The following is a 22100-nucleotide window of genomic DNA, read 5'->3' as shown; positions in this document are numbered from 1 at the left end:
GCCGTTGCGCGGCGTCGCCCGGCCGGCGCGTCACCCAAATTGGGAAATCCTGCAACCATTGGATGCCGGTCAGCCCCGACCACGGTCATCGAACTCGCATCAAAGCGTCATCCCGCCGTCAATTGACCGCGACAAGTTGTCGCGGCCAATGCAGGCGATTCCAAACTTACCGAAAATAGAGAGGGGCGAACTCATGAGTGGCTTTCGTGACTATTTCTTGTCAACTGCCGCGATCGCGGCGGCCATGTTGGCTTGCGGCGTCGCCGTCGCACATGCAGATGATGACAATGATCATGCGCAGCGACATGGCTACAAGCACGTCCTGCTGATCAGCGTCGACGGCATGCACGCCGTCGATTTGAAGCGTTGGGTCGAAAGCCGCCCCGGCGGCAACTTCGCCCAGCTCACCGGAAAGGGCGTCGTCTATCCGAACGCTTTGACCACCGCACCATCCGACAGCTTTCCCGGCATGCTCGCGCAGGTCACGGGCGCCACGCCGAAGGGCGGCGGCCTGTTCTATGACGACAGCTATGACCGCACCGAATATCCGGCCAAGGCCTTCTATACCAGCCAGGGTCTTGCGGACCCCGGTTGCGTCGGCCCGGCGGGAACCGAGCTCACCAACTTCGAAGCGCTCGACAAGACCTACAATTACTCCAGCGGACTGGTCGCCGATTACACCGCCGGCGGAACGCTGGGTCAGGTCTACACCCAGCTCGATCCGGATCACATGCAGCGCAAGCTCGTGAACGGCCAGTGCGTGCCGGTCTATCCCCACGAATACGTACGCACCAACACGGTCTTCGAAGTCATCAAGGAAGCCGGAATGCGCACGGCCTGGTCCGACAAGCACCCAGCCTACGAGGACCTCGCAGGCCCGTCGGGCAAGGGCCTCGACGAGCTCTTCACGCCGGAGATCAATTCGCAGGACACCATCGACGCCGGCGCCCAGCCCGGCGACGACTACACCAAGAGCTACACCGGTGTCCGCTCCTACGACTCGCTGAAAGTGAAGGCGGTGTTGAACTGGATCGACGGCTATGACGGCACGCGAACCCAGCGTCAGCCGGTGCCCGCGATCTTCGGCATGAACTTCCAGGCGGTCAGCGTCGGCCAGAAGCTCGCCAAGGCCGGCCATGCGGATGCCGACAAGTCGCTCGTCGGCGGCTATGCCGACGGCAAGGCAACGCCCGGCAATGCGCTCACGCTGCAATTCCAGTTCGTGGACGACGCGCTCGGCAAGTTCGTCAATGAACTCAAGGCGCAAAACCTCTACGATTCGACGCTGATCATCGTCAGCGCGAAGCACGGCCAGTCACCGATCGACGTCAAGGACCGCGTGGCGATCTCCGACGCCCTGTACAGCAACGCGCCCGGTTTCGGCACCAACGGCTTCGAGATCTGCGACGACGAGGCGCTGGTCTGGTTGTCGCCTGAGCTGCAGCAGGCGACCAATCCGGCGACCGGCCATCCCTATTATGCAGATGCCAAGGCCTACATCCTCGCCCACGCCGCCGATCTGCATATCCAGAAGCTGCTCGACCGCGACGAACTGACCAAGCTCTACGAGGATCCGTTCCACAACAGCCGGGTGCCGGACTTCATCGCCATCACCGATCATGGCGTCATCTGCACCGGCGGCAGCAAGCTTGCCGAGCATGGCGGCTTCTCCAACGACGATCGCAACGTGCTGCTGCTGCTCTCTTCGCCGCACATCAAGCACGCGAGGGTCGTCGAGGAGACGGCTTTCACCACCCAGATCGCGCCGACGATCCTTCATGCGCTCGACCTCAATCCGCGCAGCCTCCAAGCGGTTCGCGACGAAGGTGTCGAGGCCCTGAAGCTGAAGTAAAGCGCAAAGCGAGCAACGCACCGAATGGCTTAACTTATCGGCGCCCCGGGCATGGGGCGCCGATATCTTTGCGGCGCGCCTCTGGAGACGAACTCCTAACGTGGGATGAGTTTGGGTTGAAGTGGATCCGCGGACTGGGTTTCCCTCTCCCCATTGGGGAGAGGTCGATTTGCGCAGCAAATCGGGTGAGGGGCCGCGGCTCCAAGGAGAGAGCGTAACCCCTCACCCGGCGCTGCGCCATAGCCGAAGCTTCGCTTCGGCGTTCTCTTCGTGGACGGCCGCCGCAGGCGGCCTATGCCTCTCCCAAGGGAGAGGTGCACTTCCGCCGCCGTACCCGATCAACCTGGTCTCATCATGCCTTAGGCCGGGAAGCAGGCCGCGGCCGTCAGCGTGAACGGCGCCAGATTGAGGATCTGGGGAAACTGGAATTGATAGTTCGCGCTCACCTGGCTGCCGCACGCCGCGGCGCTGTAGGTGAACGTCGAGGACGGCAGGCTCAGTCCAAACGCCTGCTGGGTTGCGTAGGTGGCGATCGCGCTCGGATTGCTGGTCGGGCAAAGCGCGGTGTTGACGCTGGCACATCGCGCCGTGACCGCGACCGCGTGTTGCATTCCCACCTGCGTCCACATCAACAGCCCGAACTCGATCACGCCGAACAGGAACGCGAAGAAGAGCGGCGCGATCAGGCCGAATTCAAGCGCCGACGCCCCGCTCCGGTCGGGCCAGAATGCGCGTTTCACTGCAGCCTCGCTGTCGACTGCGTGCTGATGACATAGGTGTTCGGAACGACCTGATAGTTGATGATGGTCGAGTAGCTGCCTTGCGCGGAGACGATGGTGTATGTGCCCGCCATTCCGCCTCCGGGACACACTCCCCCGCAGGTCATGCTGGTGACGCCCGAGCTGGTCGCACACCCGCAAAACTTGATCGGAACAGGCGAGGCGTTGATCACATTGGAATTCGTCGCGGCTGTCACGGCGGTCGAAATCGCATTGGCGTCGAACCCATGTGCGATGGCATACTCGACGCCTGCTTGCGACGAACCCTCCACCTGCATCTTGCGGTAGATCGCAAGGCCGATATCGGTCACAGAGACGACCATCAGCGAAAGCAGCGGAACCAGGACGCCGAATTCGATCGCCGCGACACCGCGCGTGTCATTTCCGAACCTGCGACGGAAGAGTGTGCGGCGGCGTTGAGAACGACGCTCACTACCTATCATGCCCGTTTTCATCTCATCCCTCCAGCTTACTCGACAAGCTGCGCTGTCGCCGTACCGATGGCATTACCGCCCATCGCAGCGCAATTGACCTGGACATTGGAATTTCCGACGATCGAGACCGTGTCGGCGATGATTTGCGTACATGTCGTGCTCGTGCCGTTACCGCCACTGAAGCTCAGCGCCCCTTTCGGCAGGTAGACCGCTCCCTGCAGATTTTGCGTACCGCCGCCCGTCAGATTGAAGCTGCTACCGACCGGCATCCTGCGATCGCCATAGATTGCGATTCCCGCAGTCGTTCCGCTCGTCGGCGCCGTGAGGCTGACATTGGCGTTGCTTCCGATCGTCGCCGAGCCCCAGTTGCCGGCCGAGCCGGTAAACACCAAGGTGACGCCCGTTCCCGTGATCGTGGCGTTGCCGGCCACCGACAGGTTCGCGCCGTTGAAATAGTAAATCCCCGGATTGAATGTCAGCGTGGCACCTGCCGCCACCGAGATGTCGCCGCAATAGCTGCCCGGACTGAGGGTCGTCGTCCCCTTCACGTTGAACTTGTTCGAGTAGTCGCACCATGTCGGCATCGTGGGCGTGACGTTGGCATAGGGATCCGCGATCGCCCTGATGCCGGTCCGAATGCCGTTGGTCGCCGTGATGCTGCTCGTGCCGGAAACCCCGCCGACGACGCCAACCATGGCCGCGGATATCGTTGCCGTCCCGCTGACATTGAGTGCCGAGCCGCCGTTGGAGTTGTCATAGAGGTTGCAGTTGATCAGGTTGAGCTGGGTGTTGCCCTTCACCGTCACGGCGGGATTGGCGGTCGGGTCGAGCGCCAGCACGCAGCCTGTCCCGACATTGCCCAGTGCGACGGAACGGGCCGTGACCCGCACCGCCCCGGAGCCAAACAACGCCGACATGAGCCGCGCTTGCGGTTGGGTGATGATGACTTCGACCGCCTGGGAGCTGGAAGTGAAGCTTCCCGTGGACGGCGGCTGGTTCACGGTGACAGTGACGTTGCCGATCCCGTTCGCGTAGCCGTAGAACGTCGTGATGGCGTTGGCTTCGGTCGCGAAATTGGTGCCGGCGGTGGCTGCACTGACCGCCGCCGAGTCGGCCGCACTCATCATATTCTTGTGCTTGTAGAACCACCACGCGACCTCGGTACCGAGTCCTGCGGTTCCCACCAGGACTGGCATCAGCAACGCGATGATAATTGCGTAGCTGCCGGACTGGTCGCGCGCAAAGCGCTTTAGAAGACCATCCGGGCACACTTGGCACTCATCCGGTGCCGACCTCATTTGCGAGGGTATTCCAACTTCCGCCTTCCAAGTGATGAAGGCCGTCATGTTGTCCTCACGCCGCTTGTGGCAAGCCTCCCCAATTCCTACAGCATGACAATTTAATGTCAGTTCAGCGCGATCAACGAAAGTCGGACGTGGCTCTTAACACTCCTTTAGCCAATCCAGGCTTTCCGATCCTCTGTCGTGCCGCAGCAAACATGACCGTAGAAGTTGGCCGCGCGCAGCTCTACGCGCGCTCAGGAGCCGAACTTCGCCCGCAGCATGGGGCCAAGGAGATTCGAGTAATCGTCCGTCCAGAGTGCGCTGGCCGGATCCGGCGACATGGCGACCCAATGCCGGGCTGCCTTGCCGACATCGTCAGGCGTACGCGCAAGCATCACCACCCGGGACGCCGTCTCGAACCTCCGCCAATGGCCCTTCACTTCTTGTCCAGCGCGCCTTCAACGCCGGCGCCAAATCGCACCCAGTTCCGCCCATCGAACTTCTGCAATTGCATTCGCTCGATCGGATAGTGGTCGCTCGGCGATGTCGTCAACGCGATATCCGGAAGCAGCATGTCGAGGTGAGCCCCGTTCAAAGCCTCGGCCTGCCTCATGACGTTGGCGCGCGTCAGGTCATCCCCGCATTGGTTGAGCACTTCGACCAGCGCCTGCGCAGCGTTGTATCCATAGACCACGTAAGAGTTATCTCTATCCTCGCCCGGCATGTGCTCGGCCATGAAATCGGAGAATTTCTTCAGGCCGGGGTCATCCTTCCAGGCCGCATCCGCGGGGTCCTTGCTGTAACTTGCGGTGATGATGTCCCTGGCGTTCTCGAGGCCGGCGGGCTTCAGCACGGCGCTGATTGACTGCGAGTTTCCATGCAGGATATGCACGGGCCTCCAGCCAATCTCCGCCGCTTTCTTGATGGCTTGCGCCGCAAATTTCGCGGAGGCGAAATTGACGAAGATGCTCGCGCCCGAGAATTTCAGCTTCACGAGCTCGGAATCGATGGTCGGCGCGCTCGTCTCGTAGGTGACCTCGGCGACGATGTTGCCGGCCGCATCGCCCAGACCGTCTTTCAAGCCCTTGATGTTGTCCCGTCCGAAGTCGTCATTGGACGACAACACGGCAATCTTCCCGTCGGGATAGTTGTCGCGCAGGTATTTCCCGTAGATGCGCGTTTCGCTCTGGTAGCTTGGCTGAAAGCCCATCGACCAGGGATGTGCCGTGTGATCGCCGAAGACCGTTGCTCCGGCCGCGATGAACAGCTGCGGCACCTTTTTGGCGTTGACATATTTGATGACCGACATGGTGGTCGGCGTACCGAGTTGATTGAAGAGCAGCAGCACCTCGTCGCTCTCGATCAACTTGCGGGTCTGCTCGACGGTCTTCGGGGGACTATAAGCATCGTCATAGGAGATGAACTCGATCTTGCGGCCGTTCACCCCGCCTTGATCGTTGATCATCTTGAAGTAGGCGGCTTCGGTCCTGGCGATGATGCCATTCGAGGACAACGGCCCACTATAGGGAGCCGTGTTGCCGATCTTGATCGCCGTGTCGGATGCGCCGGGATCGTAGCGCTTCTCTTCGTGAGCCGAGCCCGGCGCCGCAACCGCCAGGCCGGTCAGGATCGTCAGCGCGACCCCAAAACAAGCGGATCTCGCCTCGCGCGCGTGCCGTGGCATCTCTTTCCTCGCGATTTTGATATTCAATCGGCAAGCTGCCGGGCGCTACGCCGTCTTCAAGTCGAACTCGAAGCGGGTTCCCCACGTCGTGAGCTGATCGATCGTCCACACCCGAGGGCGTTGCGGAAATGCATCGTGCCACGGCCGCGGTTGGAAAATATTGAGTTCTGGAACGAGCACGTCCATGTCGGAGTAGAGCTCGATCAGAAAGCGGCTGGGGTCATAGTGATAGGAGGCAAGGTTGTGGCCCGCGGTGTGCCGCGTCGGGCCCCAAAGCATCGGATGCCCTGTCGTCGCGAGAAAATCCGCCGCATCGTGATGCGCGGCGCGGCTGCGCAGCTCAAAGGCGAGATGGTGAACGCGTGCCTCCGGTGCCGCGATGATATTGAGCACGTGGTGATCGTGGTTGCAGGTCAGGAACGTCGCTATGCCCTCGAACCAATCGGTCGCACGAAACCCGATCGCCGAACAGAATTTGATCAGCTTGTCCGCCTCCGGCGCCATCAGGGCGACATGCCCGAGGCGCGTCGGAATGACGCCCGAGGTGCGGAAGCCGGGACCGGGCATCGCCATCTCCGGCACCAGGTGAAGTGTGTGCCCGGCGACGACGACCTCCACCAGCTCCGGAACGCCCGGCCGCGCATCGCTCTTCCTTTCCGCAGAAAGTCCGAGATCGCGCAGGGAGCGGATGGTCTCGTCGACCGCTTCTTGACCGATCCTCAGGCCGAGCGCGGTGAGGCGTTTATCGGACGCCGGCTTGATGGTGATGTTGTGGTGATCGACACCGAGGCTGAAATAGGTGCGGCCGTCGGAACCACGCTCGGTCTGAGTTGCGCCGATCACGCGATCATAATAGGCGATCTCCTGTTCTGCGGCGGGCGTATCGAGATCGACATAGGCGATTTGGAAAGCGCGGGTCATGGTTTTTCCTCCAGCGTCGCCGCGACGGCTTCTGCGTCGTAGCCATAAAGTCGGTTCATTGCCTCGGGGCTGCCGCGCACGCCGCGCGTGGCGAGGACGTGATCCCGCTCGATCTGCTGCGGTCCATCCGGCATGTGGAAGCTCGTGGAATTGGCACGGGATCTTTCCTGCACCTCGGTCGCACGCGGCTTGCGCAAGGTGACGTAAGCGCGAAACGCGGACGGAATGTCGAAGGCGGCGTGTTTCAGGCAGGCCGCCAGCGCCGCGCCATCCTCGATGGCCTGTGCGGCACCTTGTGCCATGAACGGCAGCATGGGATGACAGGCGTCCCCGACAAGCGCGATGCGCCCCTTCGTCCATTCCGGAAATGGATTGCGATCGAACAGCGCCCATTTGAACGTCTCGTCGACCGCGTTGAGGATCGTCGCAATCTGCGGATGCCACCCTTCATAGATCTTGACGGCATCGGAGATCGAACCGCGGTCGGACCACTGCTCCCGCGTCCAGGTCGCCGCTTCGCTCACCGCCACAAAGTTCAGAAAGCGGCCGGCGGCAACGAAGTAATGGACAAAGTGTCCGCCCGGCCCCACCCAGTTCGTGACATCGAGCGGCAGGTCGAGATGCGCGACGCGTTCCACAGGCGCAAGCCCGCGATACGCGATCTGCCCCGAGAACCTCGGCTTTTCCTCGCCGAACAGACATTCGCGAACCCTGGAGTGGATGCCGTCGGCTCCGATCAGGAGATCGCCGCGCGCGGACGTGCCATCGTCAAAATGGGCGGTCACGCCGCTATCGTCTTGCGCGACATTGATCAGGCGACGTCCGAGCTTGATCTCCTTGCGGCCGAACGCGTCCGCCAGGAGAGCGATGAGGTCCGCCCGGTGGAAATGGTAGTAGGGCGAACCGTAGCGGTCCTCGAGGACGTCGCCCAATTCCTCGCGCCCCAGCACACGGCCGTCCTGCCAGCGACGAAAGACCACCGCGGCTGGGCGAACGGCGGCTCGCGCCATGGCGTCGCCAAGCCCGTAGCGCCGAAGCAGCCGGGAAGCGTTGGGGCTGATCTGGATGCCGGCGCCGACCTCGCGTTGCGCCATCGTCTGCTCGAACAGGGAAACGTCGAGACCAGCCCGGCGCAGCGCAATGGCGGCGGCCGTGCCGCCGATGCCGGCCCCGATCACGAGAGCATGCAGCGGCTTCACCGCTCGCCTCCCCAGCCGAGAGCCGTCGCGAGGATCGCATCTGCATTGGGTGCCTTGCCGCCCGTTCCGCGCCACGCGATGTGATGGTCGGGGCGCACCAGAAGCATGTCCCGGCCATAGACGCCCTTCAGATCGGGCTCGTCGAGTTGCAGGATCGACAGCGGGATCCGGCGTCGCGCCGCGGCATCGACGAAGGGCGACAAGTCGGCGCCGCGGAAATCGATCAGCGTGAAATGCGCACCCAGCCGATCGTACAGCGCCGTCCCGTCCTTCAGATACGTGCTGGGCAGGCGGGCACCGGGCGTGGTCGTCGGCTTGTAGACGACCGGATTGAACGGAAACGGAGCGGCCGCCGCGTCGGCGACGATCGGCGATCCTTCATAGACGAAGCCGTGCTCGATCCCGAAAGATTCGTTCTCGGCGTTGCCGAGCCTGGCGAGCTCTGCGCCGACTTCGGCGCGGCGCACGGGATTTTCGCTGTTGTCGCCTTGCAGCAGGTTTCCATAGGCTTCGGCAATCTGCATTCGCACTTGCATATGGCGGCCGGACGCGTCGCGATTTCGTGCGGCGACGGGGCGCCGCTCGACTTCGTATGAGGCGAGCAGGCCGGGCCCGCCGAAACCTTGCAGCGTCGCGGCCAGTTTCCAGCCGAGGTCGATGGCGTCGCCGACCCCGGAGTTCATCCCGTAGCCGCCGGTCGGAATGAACTGATGCGCGGAGTCGCCGGCGAGGAGGACACGTCCCTTGCCATAGGATTCGGCGACAAGGAGATGCGGCGTCCAGGCATTCGCGACCAGGATCTCGAACGCAAACGGCCGGCCGGCATAGGCCTCGACGAGCGCGCGTGGATCGAGCTTGGTCGCATCCTGCCCGGGCAGCACGGGAACGTGCACGGTCCAGATATCATCATCGTTCTGGGCAATCATGGTTCCAAGCGGCGACTGGTAGTGCCAGGCGACACCCCAGCGCTGCAACAGGTCGCGCTCCGTCGATCGAAAGTGGATCATGTAGAGCTCGCCGACGCGCGACTGGCCCTCCAGCGCGATATCCAGTCCCGCGCGGACGCGGCTGGAGCCGCCGTCGCAACCGATCAGATACTGACAGCTGACCTGCTCTTGCGCGCCACTGCCCTGCTCCCGCAGCACGGCGACGACGCCATCGTCCTTCGCTTCAAAGCTTTCAAAGGCGACGCCGAACCGCAACTCGACTTCCGGACGGGCGTCGATCGCCTTCTTCAGGACAGGTTCGATCTCGACCTGCGAAACGCGCATCGGCGGTTCGAGCGGCTGGGTGCCGTCGTTACGGGTTCGGCTGTGCTTTCGAAACTCGCTCGGGCTCATGTACCGAAACCGATGCAGCTCATATCCCGCGAGGCTCGTGATCCAGGAGACGTCGAAGGGATGATCTTCCGCTACCGCGACCTTTCGCAACGCATCCGACAGGCCGAACCGGCGGAACAGCTCCATGCTGCGGCTGTTGGTGATGTCCATCTTCGGATGACGGGTCGTCGTCGCATTCCGCTCGACCAGCATGGAGCGAATGCCGAAATGGGCCAGGACGTTCGCAAGCGTCATCCCGACGGGACCGCCCCCTGCAATCAAAACCGGAACCGATTTCATTCTTTCCTCCCATAAGGACCGGCGGCGGATTGTTTTGTGTTGCCGCTTCCGCATGACACCAGATCAAGAACTGGTCTGATCGACTCCTCAACTCCGGGCAGTGTGCAGCCGCGCGCAGCGATGCCGGCGAAGGTCAGGCAGCTGCGCGTACCGCATCATCGCCCTCTTGCACGATCGGATTGCGGAGGACCCCCAATCCCTCGATCTCGATCTCACAGACGTCGCCGGGCTTCATGTAGAGCGGCGGCTTGCGGGCTGCGCCGACGCCGGACGGCGTGCCGGTCACGATCAGATCGCCCGGATACAGCGTTATACCCTCGCTGATCAGCGCGACCAGCGTTGCGACATCGAAGATGAGGTCGGAGGTCGATGTCTTCTGCATCACCGTGCCGTTCAGGCGCGTCTCGAGCGTCAGGCCGCGGGCGCCGGACGGAAGTTCGTCGGCCGTCACGAGCGCGGGCCCGAACGCTCCGGTGCCGTCGAAGTTCTTGCCCATGGTCCATTGCGGCGTCCGGAACTGATAATCCCGGATCGTGCCGTCATTGAAGATCGAATAGCCGGCGACATGATCGAGGGCCGCGGATTGAGGGATATGGCGGCCGCCGCGCCCGATGACCGCGACAAGCTCGCCTTCATAGTCGAGCGCTGCCGAAACCTTCGGCCGCACGATCGGCGCACCGTGCCCGATCAGGCTCGACGAGAACCGGCCGAAGAGCGTCGGGTAGTCGGGCTGCTGGATGCTGCTTTCGGCGGTGTGGTCCGCGTAGTTCAGTCCAACACAGATGATCTTGCCGGGTGAGGACAGCGGAGGAAGGAAGGTCACGGCGTCCGGATCGAGCGGCTCGCCCTTGAGAAGCGCCGCCGCGAGATCCTTCAGCCCTTCATGCCCGCCGGCGAGGGCGCGCTCCAGCCGGCCGTGCGCGGCGCCATCATCAAGTCCCCGATATCGGCCGGCTGGATCGGCCACGGCGAGGCCGCGCTTCGCGTTTCTTTCGTAAGCGATGAACCGCATGGGGTGTTTCCTCCGTGTTCGTCTCCTGTAGCATATAAAATGCACTTTATAAATAAAAATGCATTATTTTGGAAGCGTGCATATTTTGAATGACTCGCATCACCCCTTTTGTTATGGCTAAGCCCATGGAATCACCGACGAGTCTGACCCACGGGGCCTATGCCAAGCTTCGCTCGCAATTGCTGGCATGCCGCTTCGCGCCCGGAGAAAAGCTGAAGATCGACGATCTGTGCCGCCGCTTCGAGGTCGGCTCGAGCGCCGTGCGCGAGGCACTATCGCGCCTCGCATCAGAGGGGTTTGTGGTCAGCGAGCCGCAGCGCGGCTTCCGCGTGGCGCCGCTGTCCGTCGACGCCCTCAGCGACCTCACGAATGTTCGATGCAGCATCGAGGCGTTGTGTCTTCGGGGCGCGATCGAGAAAGGCGGGATCGAGTGGCAGTCGCAGGTGGTCGCCGCGCTGCATCGCCTGTCGCACACGCCGGTATGGGCAGATAAGGCCGCGCGACGCTACAGCGAAGAGTATTCGCGGGCGCACGAGATTTTTCATGAAGCGCTCGCGTCGGGATGCGGCAGCCCCTGGCTGCTTCACTTGCGCACGACACTTTACAATCACTCCGAACGCTACCGCGCGTTTTCCGGTCCCTTGTCCAAAGTCGACAGGGACCTGGACAGGGAACATCGGGAGATCGCTGAAGCCACTCTGGCGCGGGACAGCGAACGCGCCGTCACGCTGATGAACCAGCACCTGCAAATGACCACGAAGGTCATCCTCGATTCCGTATTGGCCGGGCGCGAGACGGCTCAGGAATCCGCAAAGGCGAAACCAGGCGAGGCTTATCTGCCCGAAAGCCTGCCTCGCAAACGCGGCGCGCCCGCCTGACGCGGGCCACATCTCGAACCGTTTCGGCGCAGCGTCATGGCTGCCTTCGACGCCGACCATCGTTTGGCTCGCCGCCGAAGACCATCTCCTCGACAAGCCGCCAATAGGCGGCAACAACCTTCGGGTCGCCGGATGACAGTCCGCTGGTCACCTGCATTTCAGGACCGAATTCCGAAAGCGTGGCGGTGAGACTGACCATCATGTAGTGAAACAGAATCGGGTCCGCGGCGGGAAGCAGACCCTGCTTCTGAGCCTCGGTGATCTGGGGCAATAACCGGCCCAGAAGCGGGGCCAGGACCGCTTCTGCCACCCATTTCAGCCGCGGATTGTTGGTCAGGGTCTCCTGGCGCATGAACCGATGAAACTCGGGAAATGCGACCGTGTAGCGGAACAGCGTCGTATATTCCTGGCGCAGCCGCGCCAACGGTGATGGATTGATCCCCTCCTCCACCGATCTATCCCATTCGGCACGGATCTGCGTGAAGGCGTGCTCGGCGGCGGCACGCCACAGAATGTCCTTGCTTCGATAATGATAGGTGATCAGCGGGTGTTGCAAGCCAAGCCGGTCGGCGATGGCGCGAATACTGGCGCCGTCGAATCCTCGCTCGGCAAACTCCGCAATGGCGGCATCGAGGATCGAGGTACGCGTTTCAATCGAACGCTGTTGTTCGGCCCTCTTGCGCGGCCGCTCCCGGCGTCCGGCTGCCGGCCCCGTTTTCTTCGCCATTTGATCTTCGATTAACATGGTTCCGGACCGGCCGCCAAGCGGCGCGTCGAAAGGCTTTCGCGCCGCACGAATCCCTCCGTCGCTTACGCAAGCCCATCCTGCGCCGGCCTATTTTCCTTCGAAGACAAGTGTCGGCGGCTCGATGTCCTTGTTGAAGGCATCCGCCGTGCTCGCAAAGCCGCGCTGGGCGTCCGCGCCGTTGTAGAGCTCCATCGCGACGTCGAGCATCACGAGATCGGCCGCAGCCACCCCTCCGCTCGACCACGCCTTGAGCAGGGTGCGTGTCGCAGCGTATGACCTGGTCGGCCCGGTCGCGAGCTGGCGGGCCAATGCCGTCGCCGTCGCCGTCAGATCGTGCTCGGCCACCACATGCGTCGCAATTCCGAGCGCTCCGGCTTCACGTCCGGAAATCGGCTCGCCGAGCATGGCTAGTCGCGAGGCGCGCGCCCGCCCGGCGCGCTCGGCGATCCGCTGCAGTGCACCTGCGATCGGCAGCATCGCAGTCGTGACCTCGACGCAACGGAAGGTCGCATTGTCGGCGGCAACCAGGAAGTCGCACGCCAACGCAAGCTCAAAGCCGCCGCCGAAGGCTATTCCCTGCACGACGGCGACGGTCGGGATCTTCAGCAACTCGATTGCGCGATAGGAGACGTTCACGTCCGCGACGAATGTCCGGAACCAGTTGATGTCCTTGCCCGGCCATTCCCGCACCTCGCCGCCGAAGCTGAAATGCGGCCCCTCGGCACGAACCACCAGCACGCGGATGTCGCTCTGACTGGCTTCATGCACCGCGGCTCGCAGGTTCTCCGCGAAGCGCGCGTCGAGGCGATTGAACGGCGGATTGGCCAGGACAATGTTGCCGATGGCGCCATCTCGTTCAAATCGGATCGTCTTCATGGTCGCGTCTCCTTCTATGAGGTGTCAGGCCGGACGCCGGTCGGCAGGCTCGGGAATGATCGGCAGCAGCAGATGTGACGGCCGCTCCGCGTCGCGGTAGATTTTGTGAGTGACGGTCCTGCTGCTGCAGACGTGGTACGGGATGTACTCGACGTTGGTCATGGCTCCTGTCCCGGTCGGGACATCCATGGACGTAATGTCGACGCAGATGCGATGACCCGCCTTGAATTGGTTCGCAGTGGCGAGGATCTGGATCTGATACTCGACCACCTCACCCGGCTTGACCGGCGCAATCGCATCCTGCGTCAGCTTGTGGAACGGCTCCCACGGCTTGGAGCGCTTTTCGTCGAGCGCACGATAGGATGCCTTCAGCCACCCCCGCGTCAGCTCGCGCTCGGGTAACGTCGACGGCACGTCCCGCTCGCCTTCCCGCGCGGTCCGAACCGAAACGTCGGGGCCGACATCCTTGAGCACGACGATCCAGTTGGTGTCGTCCTGGTCGATCGCCGCGTGGAGCGTCAGTGTGATCGGGCCGGCGACGGTGACGTCATGCGGCAATGGCTCGGTCATGTAGCGCAGCCGCTCGATCTTGGTCGTGCGCGTGACAGGCATCTGCGTGAAGACGTCAGGCTCCCGTGCCGAAGCTCCGACCTCGGAGGCCGGCCGTGGCGGCTCGGTCGACAGCGTCTCCCAATGCGAGAGATAGTATTTGGTCCACTGCGTCTCCGGCAGCGGCCAGTTGGTTCCGGTTCGCCACTCGTTGGCCCCCATCAGCCAATAGCGCACCGGCGGCTCGTTCATGATACCGGTGTCATGGCCCTTCAGCCAATGGTCGTACCAGCGGATGATCTCGTCATGGTGCTGGTGAAACGGCCGCTCGAGATGCGCCGGCCCGGTGAACAGCAGCTTCTTGGGCGCATCGACGTTCTGGAAGTAATGCTGCGCCCCGAGCCAGTGCAGCTTGTAGGTGTACGCATAGGCGCCGGAGCCGGTGTAGAAGGGAATCTTGATCTTCTTGAAAATCTCCTCGGCGCGCTCGACAGTGCCGTCGAGCTCCCACGGGTGGGTCATCATGAGATACATGACGAACGTCCGCTGCCCCTTCTGGGTGAGGATGTTGTAGAGGTTGATGTACTGCTTGAAGTCCGGATTCTGCATTGCCCGGCGCCAGAGCGCTTCTTCCGCGGCGGGCAGCTCGGCGGGACGGTCACGCGACTCGTGAACCGTGCTGAAGACGTCGAGCAGATAGGGGAAGCTGTGCAGCACGCCGCCCGGATTGAAATCCCGGAATCCGAACATGCCACCATAGGCGCTGCAGGCGTCGTAGGGAAAGATCGCCTTGAGCGCCGGATGTCCCTGGGCTGCGGCACGCCACTGTTCGCCGGCAAATCCGGAGATGCCGACCATCCCGACCTTGCCGTCCGACCAGGGCTGCTGCGTGATCCACTCGATCAGGTCGTAGTGGTCGGTATCCTCATGGCCGTAATGCCCTTCCGACTTGGCTGAGCCGCGCGGCTGCGCGATCACATGGACGTAGCCGTTGGCGATGAAGCGCCGCGTATCGCCGGCCTCGATCGGACCGAACCAGAGCGGCGCATGCGCCGGCTGCGGCGGCAGGATGTCCGCGATGTCGGGCCCCTGGATGTCCTTGTTGTGCAGCGCTGACGCGTACAACACCGGGTACTTGCCGGTCGCATCCGGGCGGTAGACGTCGACCGCCAGCCGGGTGCCGTCCCGCATCACGACGCTGATGTCCCGCTCCTCGATCATCGTTTCTCCCCGGCGTTTCCGCGACGCTTTCCGTCGACTTCGACCATCACAAGGGAGAGGCAGGCCTCTCCCTCTGGCCGCACCAACCATCGCATTCTACTTTACGATCGTAAAGTATAATTTTCACGCCGCGGGAACGTCAAATGGAACGGTGTGTCCTGCAGGTGGAACAATTGACGTCGGCAGACGCCGACCGATCCGTGCGGGAGGCCGCCAGCGCATTCGCGCAGCGGCGATCGGGACAGCGCGCCTTCACGCGCTCGGGCATCATGGGAAGTTCGCGCAACCGGCGCCCGGTCGCGTGAGCGGCGTCACCGGTGATCTCGGCGAGAACACCAATCGCTAGCCTCATCCGCGGCGACAAGCTCGCGTTCGGCAGGCGCAGCTTAACCTCGACACCGGACTTTCGACAGCCTGGTAGACCTTGCGCAGTCATGCGTTGGTTTCGACGAGCAGATTCCCTATCCTCCGAATGGCCCTCCCGCCAATGAATGCGGCCGCGCTCGACGGTCAGAAAAAGCCGGGCACGCTACTTGCACACGCGACGACTTGGACGAACTCGCACGCGCCCCTTTATTGAGAAAGCGATATCATGAGCAAGAACGTGAACCTCGTCAGCCATCCCCTCGTCCAGCACAAGCTCTCGCTGATGCGCGACAAGGATCGTTCCACCAAAGGGTTTCGCGAGCTCCTGAACGAGATCGGAATGCTGCTCTGTTATGAGGTCACCCGGGATCTGCCCCTGGAGATGGTCGACATCGATACGCCGCTCGCTGCAATGAGGACACCCAAAATTGCGGGCAAGAAACTCACATTCGCTCCGATCTTGCGGGCGGGTGTCGGGTTTCTCGACGGAATGTTGGCGCTGGTCCCATCGGCACGCGTCGCGCACATCGGCCTTTACCGGAATCCGGAAACACTTCAGGCCGTCGAGTACTTCTTCAAGGCGCCGCAGGATGTTTCGGAGCGCATCGTGATCTTGCTGGATCCAATGCTTGCTACGGGAAATTCCGCCAGCGCGGCGGCCCGCCTGCTCAAATCGCGAGGCGCGCAAGACATTCGGTTCGTCTGCCTGCTCGCAGCCCCCGAAGGAATTGCCCGATTCCAGGACGAGTGTCCGGACGTTCCGATCTGGACCGCTGCGATCGACGAAAGACTGAATGATCACGGGTATATCGTGCCAGGCTTGGGCGATGCAGGAGACAGAATGTTCGGCACCAGGTGAGCCGTCTGCAGCGCGTTCGTGCTGAAGGGTGAACAGATGCCGTTCGCAACGCCACCCGACGCCCTATGCTCAGTCGGACCCGTTTGCCAACAGTCGAGCGATGACGGCAACCGGCCCGCCACCTGGGGGTCCCTGATGTTCGGCTCCGCCGGAAACATACACAGCGCTGGTTCCCGACAAGCCGCTGATCAATCCGCCGACGGCCGCGCGAGCGTGCCGGGTTGAGCTGATGTCGGTATCCTCAAGCATGATGTGACGAAATCCGCGGATGCTCCCGTTCGGCGCGGCTTCCGCCTTGGCAAAGATATTGACGAGCTGCCGCGACGCCGGCGGCGGCCTGGAGGCGCCGTCGATGTGCAGCCCCACGCTTTTCAACGCATCGATCACCGCTGCCGAATCAATGGCGTCGTTCATCACGGCGTGTCCGATCTCGAATGGAGCCGCCGACGACGTCGTATTGCCCAGCACGATGACCACGTTATGCATCAGTTCGATGCCCGCCGACGTGGAGGCGACCGACGAAAACAGATCGAACCGCCGGAGAACGTGTTCGTCGTCAATCTCGCTCTCAACCTCGCCAAGCGCGACGGCCACGCCCAGCGCTGACGCGCCACGGGAATACGCCATCGAACCGTAAGCGCTGTTGGTCACGGTCTCATGACCCCGCGCCACCGCTGCCTCGATGCGGTCGCTGGTCAGAAGCGGGCATTTGATCTGCACAAAATGAACGTCTTGCGGATCGACGATCCCAGCATCGGCCATGGCGGCAGCCACCGCCCTTGCGGTTTCCCTGATCTGCACGTCGCGACCGATCTCCTCGGGCAGAAAATCCCGCGTCTGTGCCATCCCGATGCTAAGGCGTTTCCCGGAGATACCTGAATCGTGATTGGCGGCACCGTCACGCGTAAACACGGTGATATGTGGACTGAGCACACCTTCCGTCCCGCCCGACATCACGAACGCAATCCGTTGCTCAACGCGATGCGGCGGCAGATCTAGATAAGGCGCCAGGGCCGTACGGAGAGCCGAAACGGCGAACTCACGCGTGAAATCGTTGACGCCACCATTGCCCTCAGTCTTCCCCAAGATCGCGACGATCGACTTTGGATCGATCCTGCCTTGCTCGATCAGGCTCAGCAGGCCGGAGACATCACCGGGGCCCTTGGTGGAAATTCGAACGACGTCGACCGATTTTGTACGCATGCTCTTCCTCTCGGATATCTTCGGGCTCGCGAAAAGACATGGCAAGCCAAAACGTCTCCCGGCGCCTGCGGGCACGGGACCGGTTGATCGCATCGAGATGGCTTTGGCAAAGGGATCGACCTTCAACATCGCCTCGATCGCCCACGTCCGGAACTCAAGCTTCGCAGACAGCGTGCCTGGCAACTGCCCCCCGATCTCGGTCGAAGCGGCGCGGTCGACCTCGTCGGCCGGCGGAATCTGCCCAATTTTTGTCCGGCCTGTCGCAAGATTTGGCACATCTGTTGCATCGAATTCCGGGTCGCGCGCCGGGGCGACAATGTCGTTCAAGATCCCTGGCAAGACTATGCGGAATGGTGCGGATGACGACGACGGCGGCGCTCGAACTCGTACAGTTGACCAAGATGTATGGCGGCGTCACCGCCGTTGACGCCATCAACCTCAGGATTCCCCCCGGCTCCTATTGCTGCCTGCTCGGGCCGTCCGGCTGCGGCAAGACATCGACGCTGCGCATGGTGGCCGGCCACGAATCGGTCACTTCAGGCGACATCCTGGTCGGGCCGAAGAATGTAACCGGCCTGCCCCCAGCCGATCGAAGCACGGCGATGATGTTCCAGTCTTACGCCCTGTTCCCCCATCTCTCGGTCATCGACAACGTTGCCTTCGCCTTGAAGATGAAAGGCGTTGCCAAGGCTGCACGCCATGCCGAGGCCAACAAGTTGCTGGAGCTCGTCGACATGCAGCCCTATGCGGCAAGGCTGCCAGGTCAGCTTTCCGGAGGCCAGCAGCAGCGCGTCGCACTCGCGCGCGCGCTGATCACCTCTCCTCAAATCCTGCTCCTCGACGAGCCGCTGTCGGCGCTCGATCCGTTCTTGCGGCTGCGGATGAGAGCCGAACTGAAGAAGCTGCAGCGCGAGCTCGGGCTTACCTTCATCCATGTGACGCATGGCCAGGACGAGGCGATGGCGCTGGCCGATATCGTGGTTCTCATGAACGCGGGCCGGATCGAGCAGCAGGGTTCGCCGCGTGAAATCTTCAACCACCCGCGAACCGAATTCACGGCGAAATTCATCGGCGGCCACAATGTCATTGCTGTGGGTCCCGAGACCTTCGCCGTTCGGGTTGACCGGCTGACGCTGAAGCGGCCGAACGAAGCTGTCGCTGGTCCATCGGTTGCAGGCACTATCAGCGAGGTCGAATACCAGGGAACCTATGTGCGCGTCGTCATTGCCGTCGAGGCGGGCACCGAGATCTCGGCCCAGGTCACGGAAACTCAATTCGATGCGGCCAACTACGCTGTCGGTGAACGTGTTCTCGCCACATGGGACCCGACGCAGGCCAGCCTTCTCAAAACCACGAGTTCTGTAATCGCCCGGTCGCCTGAAAGGGCGGCGTGACACCCAAGGAGACAATCATGAGCAAATCCTCGAAATTCGATCGTCGCATGAGCCGTCGCACCATGCTGAAGGGTGCGGCCGGAGCGGTCGGCCTTGCGGCGGGTTCGGGCGCAATTACCGGATTTCCCTACGTCCATTCAGCCGATCCGAAGGTTCTGCGTTATCTCGGAACGGCGGTGAACGAAGGTGACGAGATCTCAAAGAAGTGTCTGGAAGATACCGGAATCAAGATCGAATACATCACGGCAACCACCGACGACGTGACCAAACGCGTGATCACCCAGCCGAACTCGTTTGATGTGCTGGATACCGAATATTTCTCGCTGAGGAAGCTGGTGCCGTCGGGCAACATTTTTGCGCTGGACGCCAGGAAGATCAAGGAATTCGACAACATCACCCCGGTGTTCACCAAGGGTCAGCTGCCGAACGGCAAGAAGATCGGCGATCAGGGCACCGCGCCGTGGAAGGTGCTTTATCTTGAGGGTGCAAACTCCAAGACGTTCTCAAAAACGCCGACCGAATTCGTGACGCTGATCCCGACGGTCTACAATGCCGATACGCTCGGCATCCGGCCGGATCTGATCAAGCGGCCAATTTCATCGTGGACCGAATTGCTCAATCCCGAATTCAAGGGCAAAGCCTCGATTCTCAACATTCCGTCGATCGGAATCATGGATGCCGCGATGGTGGTCGAAGCCAGCGGTCAGCACACCTATGCCGACAAGGGCAACATGACGAAGGCCGAGATCGATCTCACCATGAAGATCATGACGGAAGCCAAGAAGGCCGGCCAGTTCCGCGCGTTCTGGAAGGATTTCAACGAATCCGTCAACCTGATGGCCTCGGGTGAAACCGTCATCCAGTCGATGTGGTCGCCCGCGGTCACCAAGGTACGCTCGATGGGGATCGCCTGCACATTCCAGCCGCTCAAGGAAGGCTATCGCTCATGGGCGTCGGGGTTCTGCGTATCGAAGGCGGTTTCGGGGCCAAAGCTCGATTGGGCTTATGAGTTCGTGAACTGGTACTTGTCGGGTTGGGCCGGCGCCTATCTCAACCGCCAGGGTTACTATTCGGCTGTGCTGTCCACTGCGAAGGCCAACATGACGGCAGACGAGTGGGGCTACTGGATGGAAGGCAAGGCCGCCGTCAGCGACATCAAGGCACCCGACGGCACGGTTCTCGAGAAGGCCGGCACCAAGCGTGACGGGGGATCCTACGAAGACCGCATGGGCGCGGTCGCCTGCTGGAACGCCGTTATGGACGAGAACGACTACATGGTGCGCAAGTGGAATGAATTCATCGCCGCCTGATGCAATCCAAAGGAGGCCAAGGCGTTTGACAAGTCCTACCGCGCCATCACCGCGATTCACCGTTCGATGATGCAAGGCCGCAAGACCTTCGTTGCCTGGCTTCAGGCTGCACCGATGATGGTTGTTTTCTCGGTGTTCTTTCTCTTGCCGCTGCTCCTTGTGACGATAGTCAGCGCGTGGGACTACAACGAGTATGAAATGATCCCGGCCTTTAGCCTGCGTGGCTACAGCGACACGTTCGAGGGATGCATCGCCGATCTGCCCAACCTCTGCACTATCTTGAAGACCTATCTGAAGACGCTGAAATTGTGCCTGCTGACCTGGTGCCTGACCCTTCTGATCGGCTTCACCGTCGCCTACTTTCTCGCGTTCCACGTCCGGTCCAAAACCTGGCAGATCGTCCTTACCCTGCTTTGCACCATCCCGTTCTGGACGTCGAATGTGATCCGCATGATCGCATGGATTCCGTTGCTTGGCCGGAACGGGTTGGTCAACAGAGGGCTCGAGGGCGTGGGACTGATCCGGCAACCGCTGGAGTGGCTCTTGTTCTCGGAGTTTTCCGTCGTCCTTGCCCTCGTTCACCTCTTCACATTCTTCATGGTGGTGCCGATCTTCAACTCGATGATTCGCATCGACAAGCGTTTGATCGAAGCCGCCTATGACGCCGGCGCCACCGGATGGCAGACGCTGGTGAACGTCGTTATTCCGCTGGCAAAACCCGGAATCGTCATTGGTTCGATCTTCGTGATCACGATCGTAATGGGCGATTTTGTCACGATCGGCGTGATGGGCGGCCAGCAGATTGCATCTGCAGGCAAGATCATCGAGACGCGCCTGAATGCGCTGCAATTCCCGGCCGCTGCGGCCAATGCGGTCATCCTGCTCGGCATCACGATCCTGATCATTTCGGCGCTGACCCGAATCGTCGATGTTCGCAAGGAGCTGTGAGATGAACGAGAAGCGATCGCGATCCTTCTATCTTCTCGCCGCATTTTTCACCGCTTACGTCCTGTTTTTATACGGACCGATGTTCGCGATCTACATCCTGTCGTTTCAGGGGCCGGATGGCGGCCTGACATTCCCCATGAATGGGGTGTCCCTGGTGTGGTTCGGCAAGGTGTTCTCCGGCTCAGGCATCGTCGACATCGCTGCGGCTTTCAGGCGATCGCTTCAGCTCGGCCTCGTCGTCATGGTGCTGACGGTCGTTCTCTCGGTTTCGGCAGGTCTGGCCTTCCGCAGATCGTTCCGCGGCGCAACCTTTCTATTCTACGTGGCTATTGCCAGCCTGATCATGCCGTCGATTATTACCTCGCTCGGCATCGCCCTGGAATTCAGGCTGCTCGACGACTTCGTCATCAAGAGCGGCGCCACAGATTGGACAACGGCAATGGGGCTTTTTACATCGGGCCTCGGTGCGCATTTGACCTGGACCTTGCCGTTTGGTCTCCTGATCATGTTTGCGATCTTCAACAGGTTCGATAGCCGGCTTGAAGAAGCGGCGCGCGACCTCGGCGCCACACCGTGGCAGACATTTTGGCATGTTGTGCTGCCGATCATATTGCCGTCGGTCGTCGGTATCGGCCTGTTTGGGTTCACCTTGTCCTGGGACGAACTCGCGCGCTCAAGCCAGACCATCGGCCCTGTCAATACACTGCCCCTTGACCTGCAGGGCCTGACGACCACCGTCACGAAGCCAGATATCTATGCGCTCGGAACATTGACGAGCGCGGTTTCCTTTCTCGTCATCTTTCTGGCGCTGGTTGTCATTCTTGTGCTTCAGGCCCGGCAGCGACGTCACGGATCGGACGCGGGCAAGGGACTGGTGTAAAATCCTCACACGCATCCGGATCGTCGAATGGCACCGCCGCCCTGACCGGGAGAGAATGGCCGGGCCAGTGACGCTATTGCAGCCG

General features: G+C 61.9%; 19 protein-coding genes. 7 read left to right on the top strand and 12 right to left on the bottom strand.

Annotated features, from left to right (window positions below):
• Positions 1-193 precede the first annotated feature (193 nt).
• On the top strand, positions 194-1852 hold the full coding sequence (locus AAFG07_RS02375; RefSeq protein WP_342725843.1) for an alkaline phosphatase family protein: 1659 nt from the start codon (positions 194-196) through the stop codon (positions 1850-1852).
• A 359-nt stretch (positions 1853-2211) separates the two neighbouring features.
• On the opposite strand, the gene AAFG07_RS02370 is transcribed toward AAFG07_RS02375, so the two are convergent.
• From AAFG07_RS02370 to AAFG07_RS02335, 8 genes are all read right to left on the bottom strand, one after another.
• Positions 2212-2592 (bottom strand): TadE/TadG family type IV pilus assembly protein, encoded by a 381-nt coding sequence (locus AAFG07_RS02370; protein WP_342725842.1) that lies wholly within the window; start codon positions 2590-2592, stop codon positions 2212-2214.
• Positions 2589-3086, bottom strand: a complete 498-nt coding sequence (locus tag AAFG07_RS02365; protein WP_342725841.1) for a TadE/TadG family type IV pilus assembly protein — start codon at positions 3084-3086, stop codon at positions 2589-2591. Before AAFG07_RS02365 ends, AAFG07_RS02370 begins: the two co-directional genes overlap by 4 nt.
• A gap of 14 nt (positions 3087-3100) precedes the next feature.
• Positions 3101-4261 carry a hypothetical protein gene (locus tag AAFG07_RS02360; protein ID WP_342725840.1) on the bottom strand — a complete coding sequence of 387 codons (1161 nt, stop codon included), beginning with the start codon at positions 4259-4261 and terminating at the stop codon, positions 3101-3103.
• A 523-nt stretch (positions 4262-4784) separates the two neighbouring features.
• The gene (locus AAFG07_RS02355) at positions 4785-6032 is read right to left on the bottom strand and encodes an ABC transporter substrate-binding protein (protein ID WP_342725839.1); all 1248 of its coding nucleotides are present in this window, start codon (positions 6030-6032) and stop codon (positions 4785-4787) included.
• 45 nt (positions 6033-6077) lie between these two features.
• Positions 6078-6953 carry a VOC family protein gene (locus tag AAFG07_RS02350; RefSeq protein WP_342725838.1) on the bottom strand — a complete coding sequence of 292 codons (876 nt, stop codon included), beginning with the start codon at positions 6951-6953 and terminating at the stop codon, positions 6078-6080.
• Positions 6950-8152, bottom strand: coding sequence for an FAD-dependent monooxygenase (locus tag AAFG07_RS02345; RefSeq protein ID WP_342725837.1), 1203 nt, complete (start codon positions 8150-8152; stop codon positions 6950-6952). The genes AAFG07_RS02350 and AAFG07_RS02345 overlap by 4 nt, the downstream gene beginning before the upstream one ends.
• Entirely contained in the window at positions 8149-9771 is a 1623-nt protein-coding gene (locus AAFG07_RS02340; RefSeq protein WP_342725836.1) for an FAD-dependent monooxygenase, read from the bottom strand. The genes AAFG07_RS02345 and AAFG07_RS02340 overlap by 4 nt, the downstream gene beginning before the upstream one ends.
• A 133-nt stretch (positions 9772-9904) precedes the next feature.
• A complete protein-coding gene (locus tag AAFG07_RS02335; protein ID WP_342725835.1) occupies positions 9905-10783 on the bottom strand; it encodes a fumarylacetoacetate hydrolase family protein in 879 nt (292 codons plus the stop codon).
• Between the two features lie 89 nt (positions 10784-10872).
• On the opposite strand from AAFG07_RS02335, the gene AAFG07_RS02330 reads away from it, so the two are divergent.
• On the top strand, positions 10873-11661 hold the full coding sequence (locus AAFG07_RS02330) for an FCD domain-containing protein (RefSeq protein WP_342725834.1): 789 nt from the start codon (positions 10873-10875) through the stop codon (positions 11659-11661).
• Positions 11662-11695: 34 nt separating this feature from the next.
• Here the strand turns inward: AAFG07_RS02330 and AAFG07_RS02325 are convergent, their stop codons facing one another.
• The 3 genes from AAFG07_RS02325 to AAFG07_RS02315 form a co-directional block, all read right to left on the bottom strand.
• Positions 11696-12388 carry a TetR/AcrR family transcriptional regulator gene (locus AAFG07_RS02325; protein WP_342725833.1) on the bottom strand — a complete coding sequence of 231 codons (693 nt, stop codon included), beginning with the start codon at positions 12386-12388 and terminating at the stop codon, positions 11696-11698.
• Between the two features lie 108 nt (positions 12389-12496).
• Entirely contained in the window at positions 12497-13285 is a 789-nt protein-coding gene (locus AAFG07_RS02320) for an enoyl-CoA hydratase/isomerase family protein (RefSeq protein ID WP_342725832.1), read from the bottom strand.
• Positions 13286-13309: 24 nt separating this feature from the next.
• Positions 13310-15055: a CocE/NonD family hydrolase gene (locus AAFG07_RS02315; protein ID WP_342725831.1), complete on the bottom strand. Its 1746-nt coding sequence runs from the start codon at positions 15053-15055 to the stop codon at positions 13310-13312.
• Between the two features lie 589 nt (positions 15056-15644).
• Here AAFG07_RS02315 and upp point away from each other — a divergent pair.
• Entirely contained in the window at positions 15645-16280 is a 636-nt protein-coding gene (gene upp, locus AAFG07_RS02310) for a uracil phosphoribosyltransferase (protein WP_342729435.1), read from the top strand.
• Between the two features lie 69 nt (positions 16281-16349).
• On the opposite strand, the gene AAFG07_RS02305 is transcribed toward upp, so the two are convergent.
• Entirely contained in the window at positions 16350-17483 is a 1134-nt protein-coding gene (locus tag AAFG07_RS02305) for a ring-opening amidohydrolase (protein WP_342729434.1), read from the bottom strand.
• A 359-nt stretch (positions 17484-17842) separates the two neighbouring features.
• Between AAFG07_RS02305 and AAFG07_RS02300 the strand changes: the two genes are divergently transcribed.
• From AAFG07_RS02300 to AAFG07_RS02285, 4 genes are all read left to right on the top strand, one after another.
• Complete coding sequence (locus AAFG07_RS02300) at positions 17843-18877, top strand: ABC transporter ATP-binding protein (protein WP_342729433.1); 1035 nt, start codon at positions 17843-17845, stop codon at positions 18875-18877.
• 17 nt (positions 18878-18894) lie between these two features.
• Entirely contained in the window at positions 18895-20187 is a 1293-nt protein-coding gene (locus AAFG07_RS02295) for an extracellular solute-binding protein (protein WP_342725830.1), read from the top strand.
• A gap of 66 nt (positions 20188-20253) precedes the next feature.
• Complete coding sequence (locus AAFG07_RS02290; RefSeq protein WP_342725829.1) at positions 20254-21135, top strand: ABC transporter permease; 882 nt, start codon at positions 20254-20256, stop codon at positions 21133-21135.
• A gap of 1 nt (position 21136) precedes the next feature.
• On the top strand, positions 21137-22015 hold the full coding sequence (locus AAFG07_RS02285) for an ABC transporter permease subunit (RefSeq protein ID WP_342725828.1): 879 nt from the start codon (positions 21137-21139) through the stop codon (positions 22013-22015).
• The last annotated feature ends 85 nt before the right edge of the window (positions 22016-22100 follow it).

This window comes from Bradyrhizobium sp. B097, from assembly GCF_038957035.1.
In the GTDB taxonomy this organism is placed as follows: Bacteria; Pseudomonadota; Alphaproteobacteria; order Rhizobiales; family Xanthobacteraceae; genus Bradyrhizobium.
The sequence above is the reverse complement of the archived record's forward strand: the minus strand, read 5'-3'. Positions and strand labels throughout refer to the sequence as shown.

Coding starts and splice junctions, on each gene's coding strand:
- AAFG07_RS02350 (WP_342725838.1), bottom strand. CDS start 6,953: ATGACCCGCGCTTTCCAAATCGCCTATGTCGATCTCGATACGCCCGCC.
- AAFG07_RS02365 (WP_342725841.1), bottom strand. CDS start 3,086: ATGAAAACGGGCATGATAGGTAGTGAGCGTCGTTCTCAACGCCGCCGC.
- AAFG07_RS02285 (WP_342725828.1), top strand. CDS start 21,137: ATGAACGAGAAGCGATCGCGATCCTTCTATCTTCTCGCCGCATTTTTC.
- AAFG07_RS02300 (WP_342729433.1), top strand. CDS start 17,843: ATGACGACGACGGCGGCGCTCGAACTCGTACAGTTGACCAAGATGTAT.
- AAFG07_RS02335 (WP_342725835.1), bottom strand. CDS start 10,783: ATGCGGTTCATCGCTTACGAAAGAAACGCGAAGCGCGGCCTCGCCGTG.
- AAFG07_RS02295 (WP_342725830.1), top strand. CDS start 18,895: ATGAGCAAATCCTCGAAATTCGATCGTCGCATGAGCCGTCGCACCATG.
- AAFG07_RS02360 (WP_342725840.1), bottom strand. CDS start 4,261: ATGCCAGTCCTGGTGGGAACCGCAGGACTCGGTACCGAGGTCGCGTGG.
- AAFG07_RS02290 (WP_342725829.1), top strand. CDS start 20,254: ATGATGCAAGGCCGCAAGACCTTCGTTGCCTGGCTTCAGGCTGCACCG.
- AAFG07_RS02315 (WP_342725831.1), bottom strand. CDS start 15,055: ATGATCGAGGAGCGGGACATCAGCGTCGTGATGCGGGACGGCACCCGG.
- AAFG07_RS02355 (WP_342725839.1), bottom strand. CDS start 6,032: ATGCCACGGCACGCGCGCGAGGCGAGATCCGCTTGTTTTGGGGTCGCG.
- AAFG07_RS02325 (WP_342725833.1), bottom strand. CDS start 12,388: ATGGCGAAGAAAACGGGGCCGGCAGCCGGACGCCGGGAGCGGCCGCGC.
- AAFG07_RS02375 (WP_342725843.1), top strand. CDS start 194: ATGAGTGGCTTTCGTGACTATTTCTTGTCAACTGCCGCGATCGCGGCG.
- AAFG07_RS02305 (WP_342729434.1), bottom strand. CDS start 17,483: ATGCGTACAAAATCGGTCGACGTCGTTCGAATTTCCACCAAGGGCCCC.
- AAFG07_RS02330 (WP_342725834.1), top strand. CDS start 10,873: ATGACTCGCATCACCCCTTTTGTTATGGCTAAGCCCATGGAATCACCG.
- AAFG07_RS02340 (WP_342725836.1), bottom strand. CDS start 9,771: ATGAAATCGGTTCCGGTTTTGATTGCAGGGGGCGGTCCCGTCGGGATG.
- AAFG07_RS02320 (WP_342725832.1), bottom strand. CDS start 13,285: ATGAAGACGATCCGATTTGAACGAGATGGCGCCATCGGCAACATTGTC.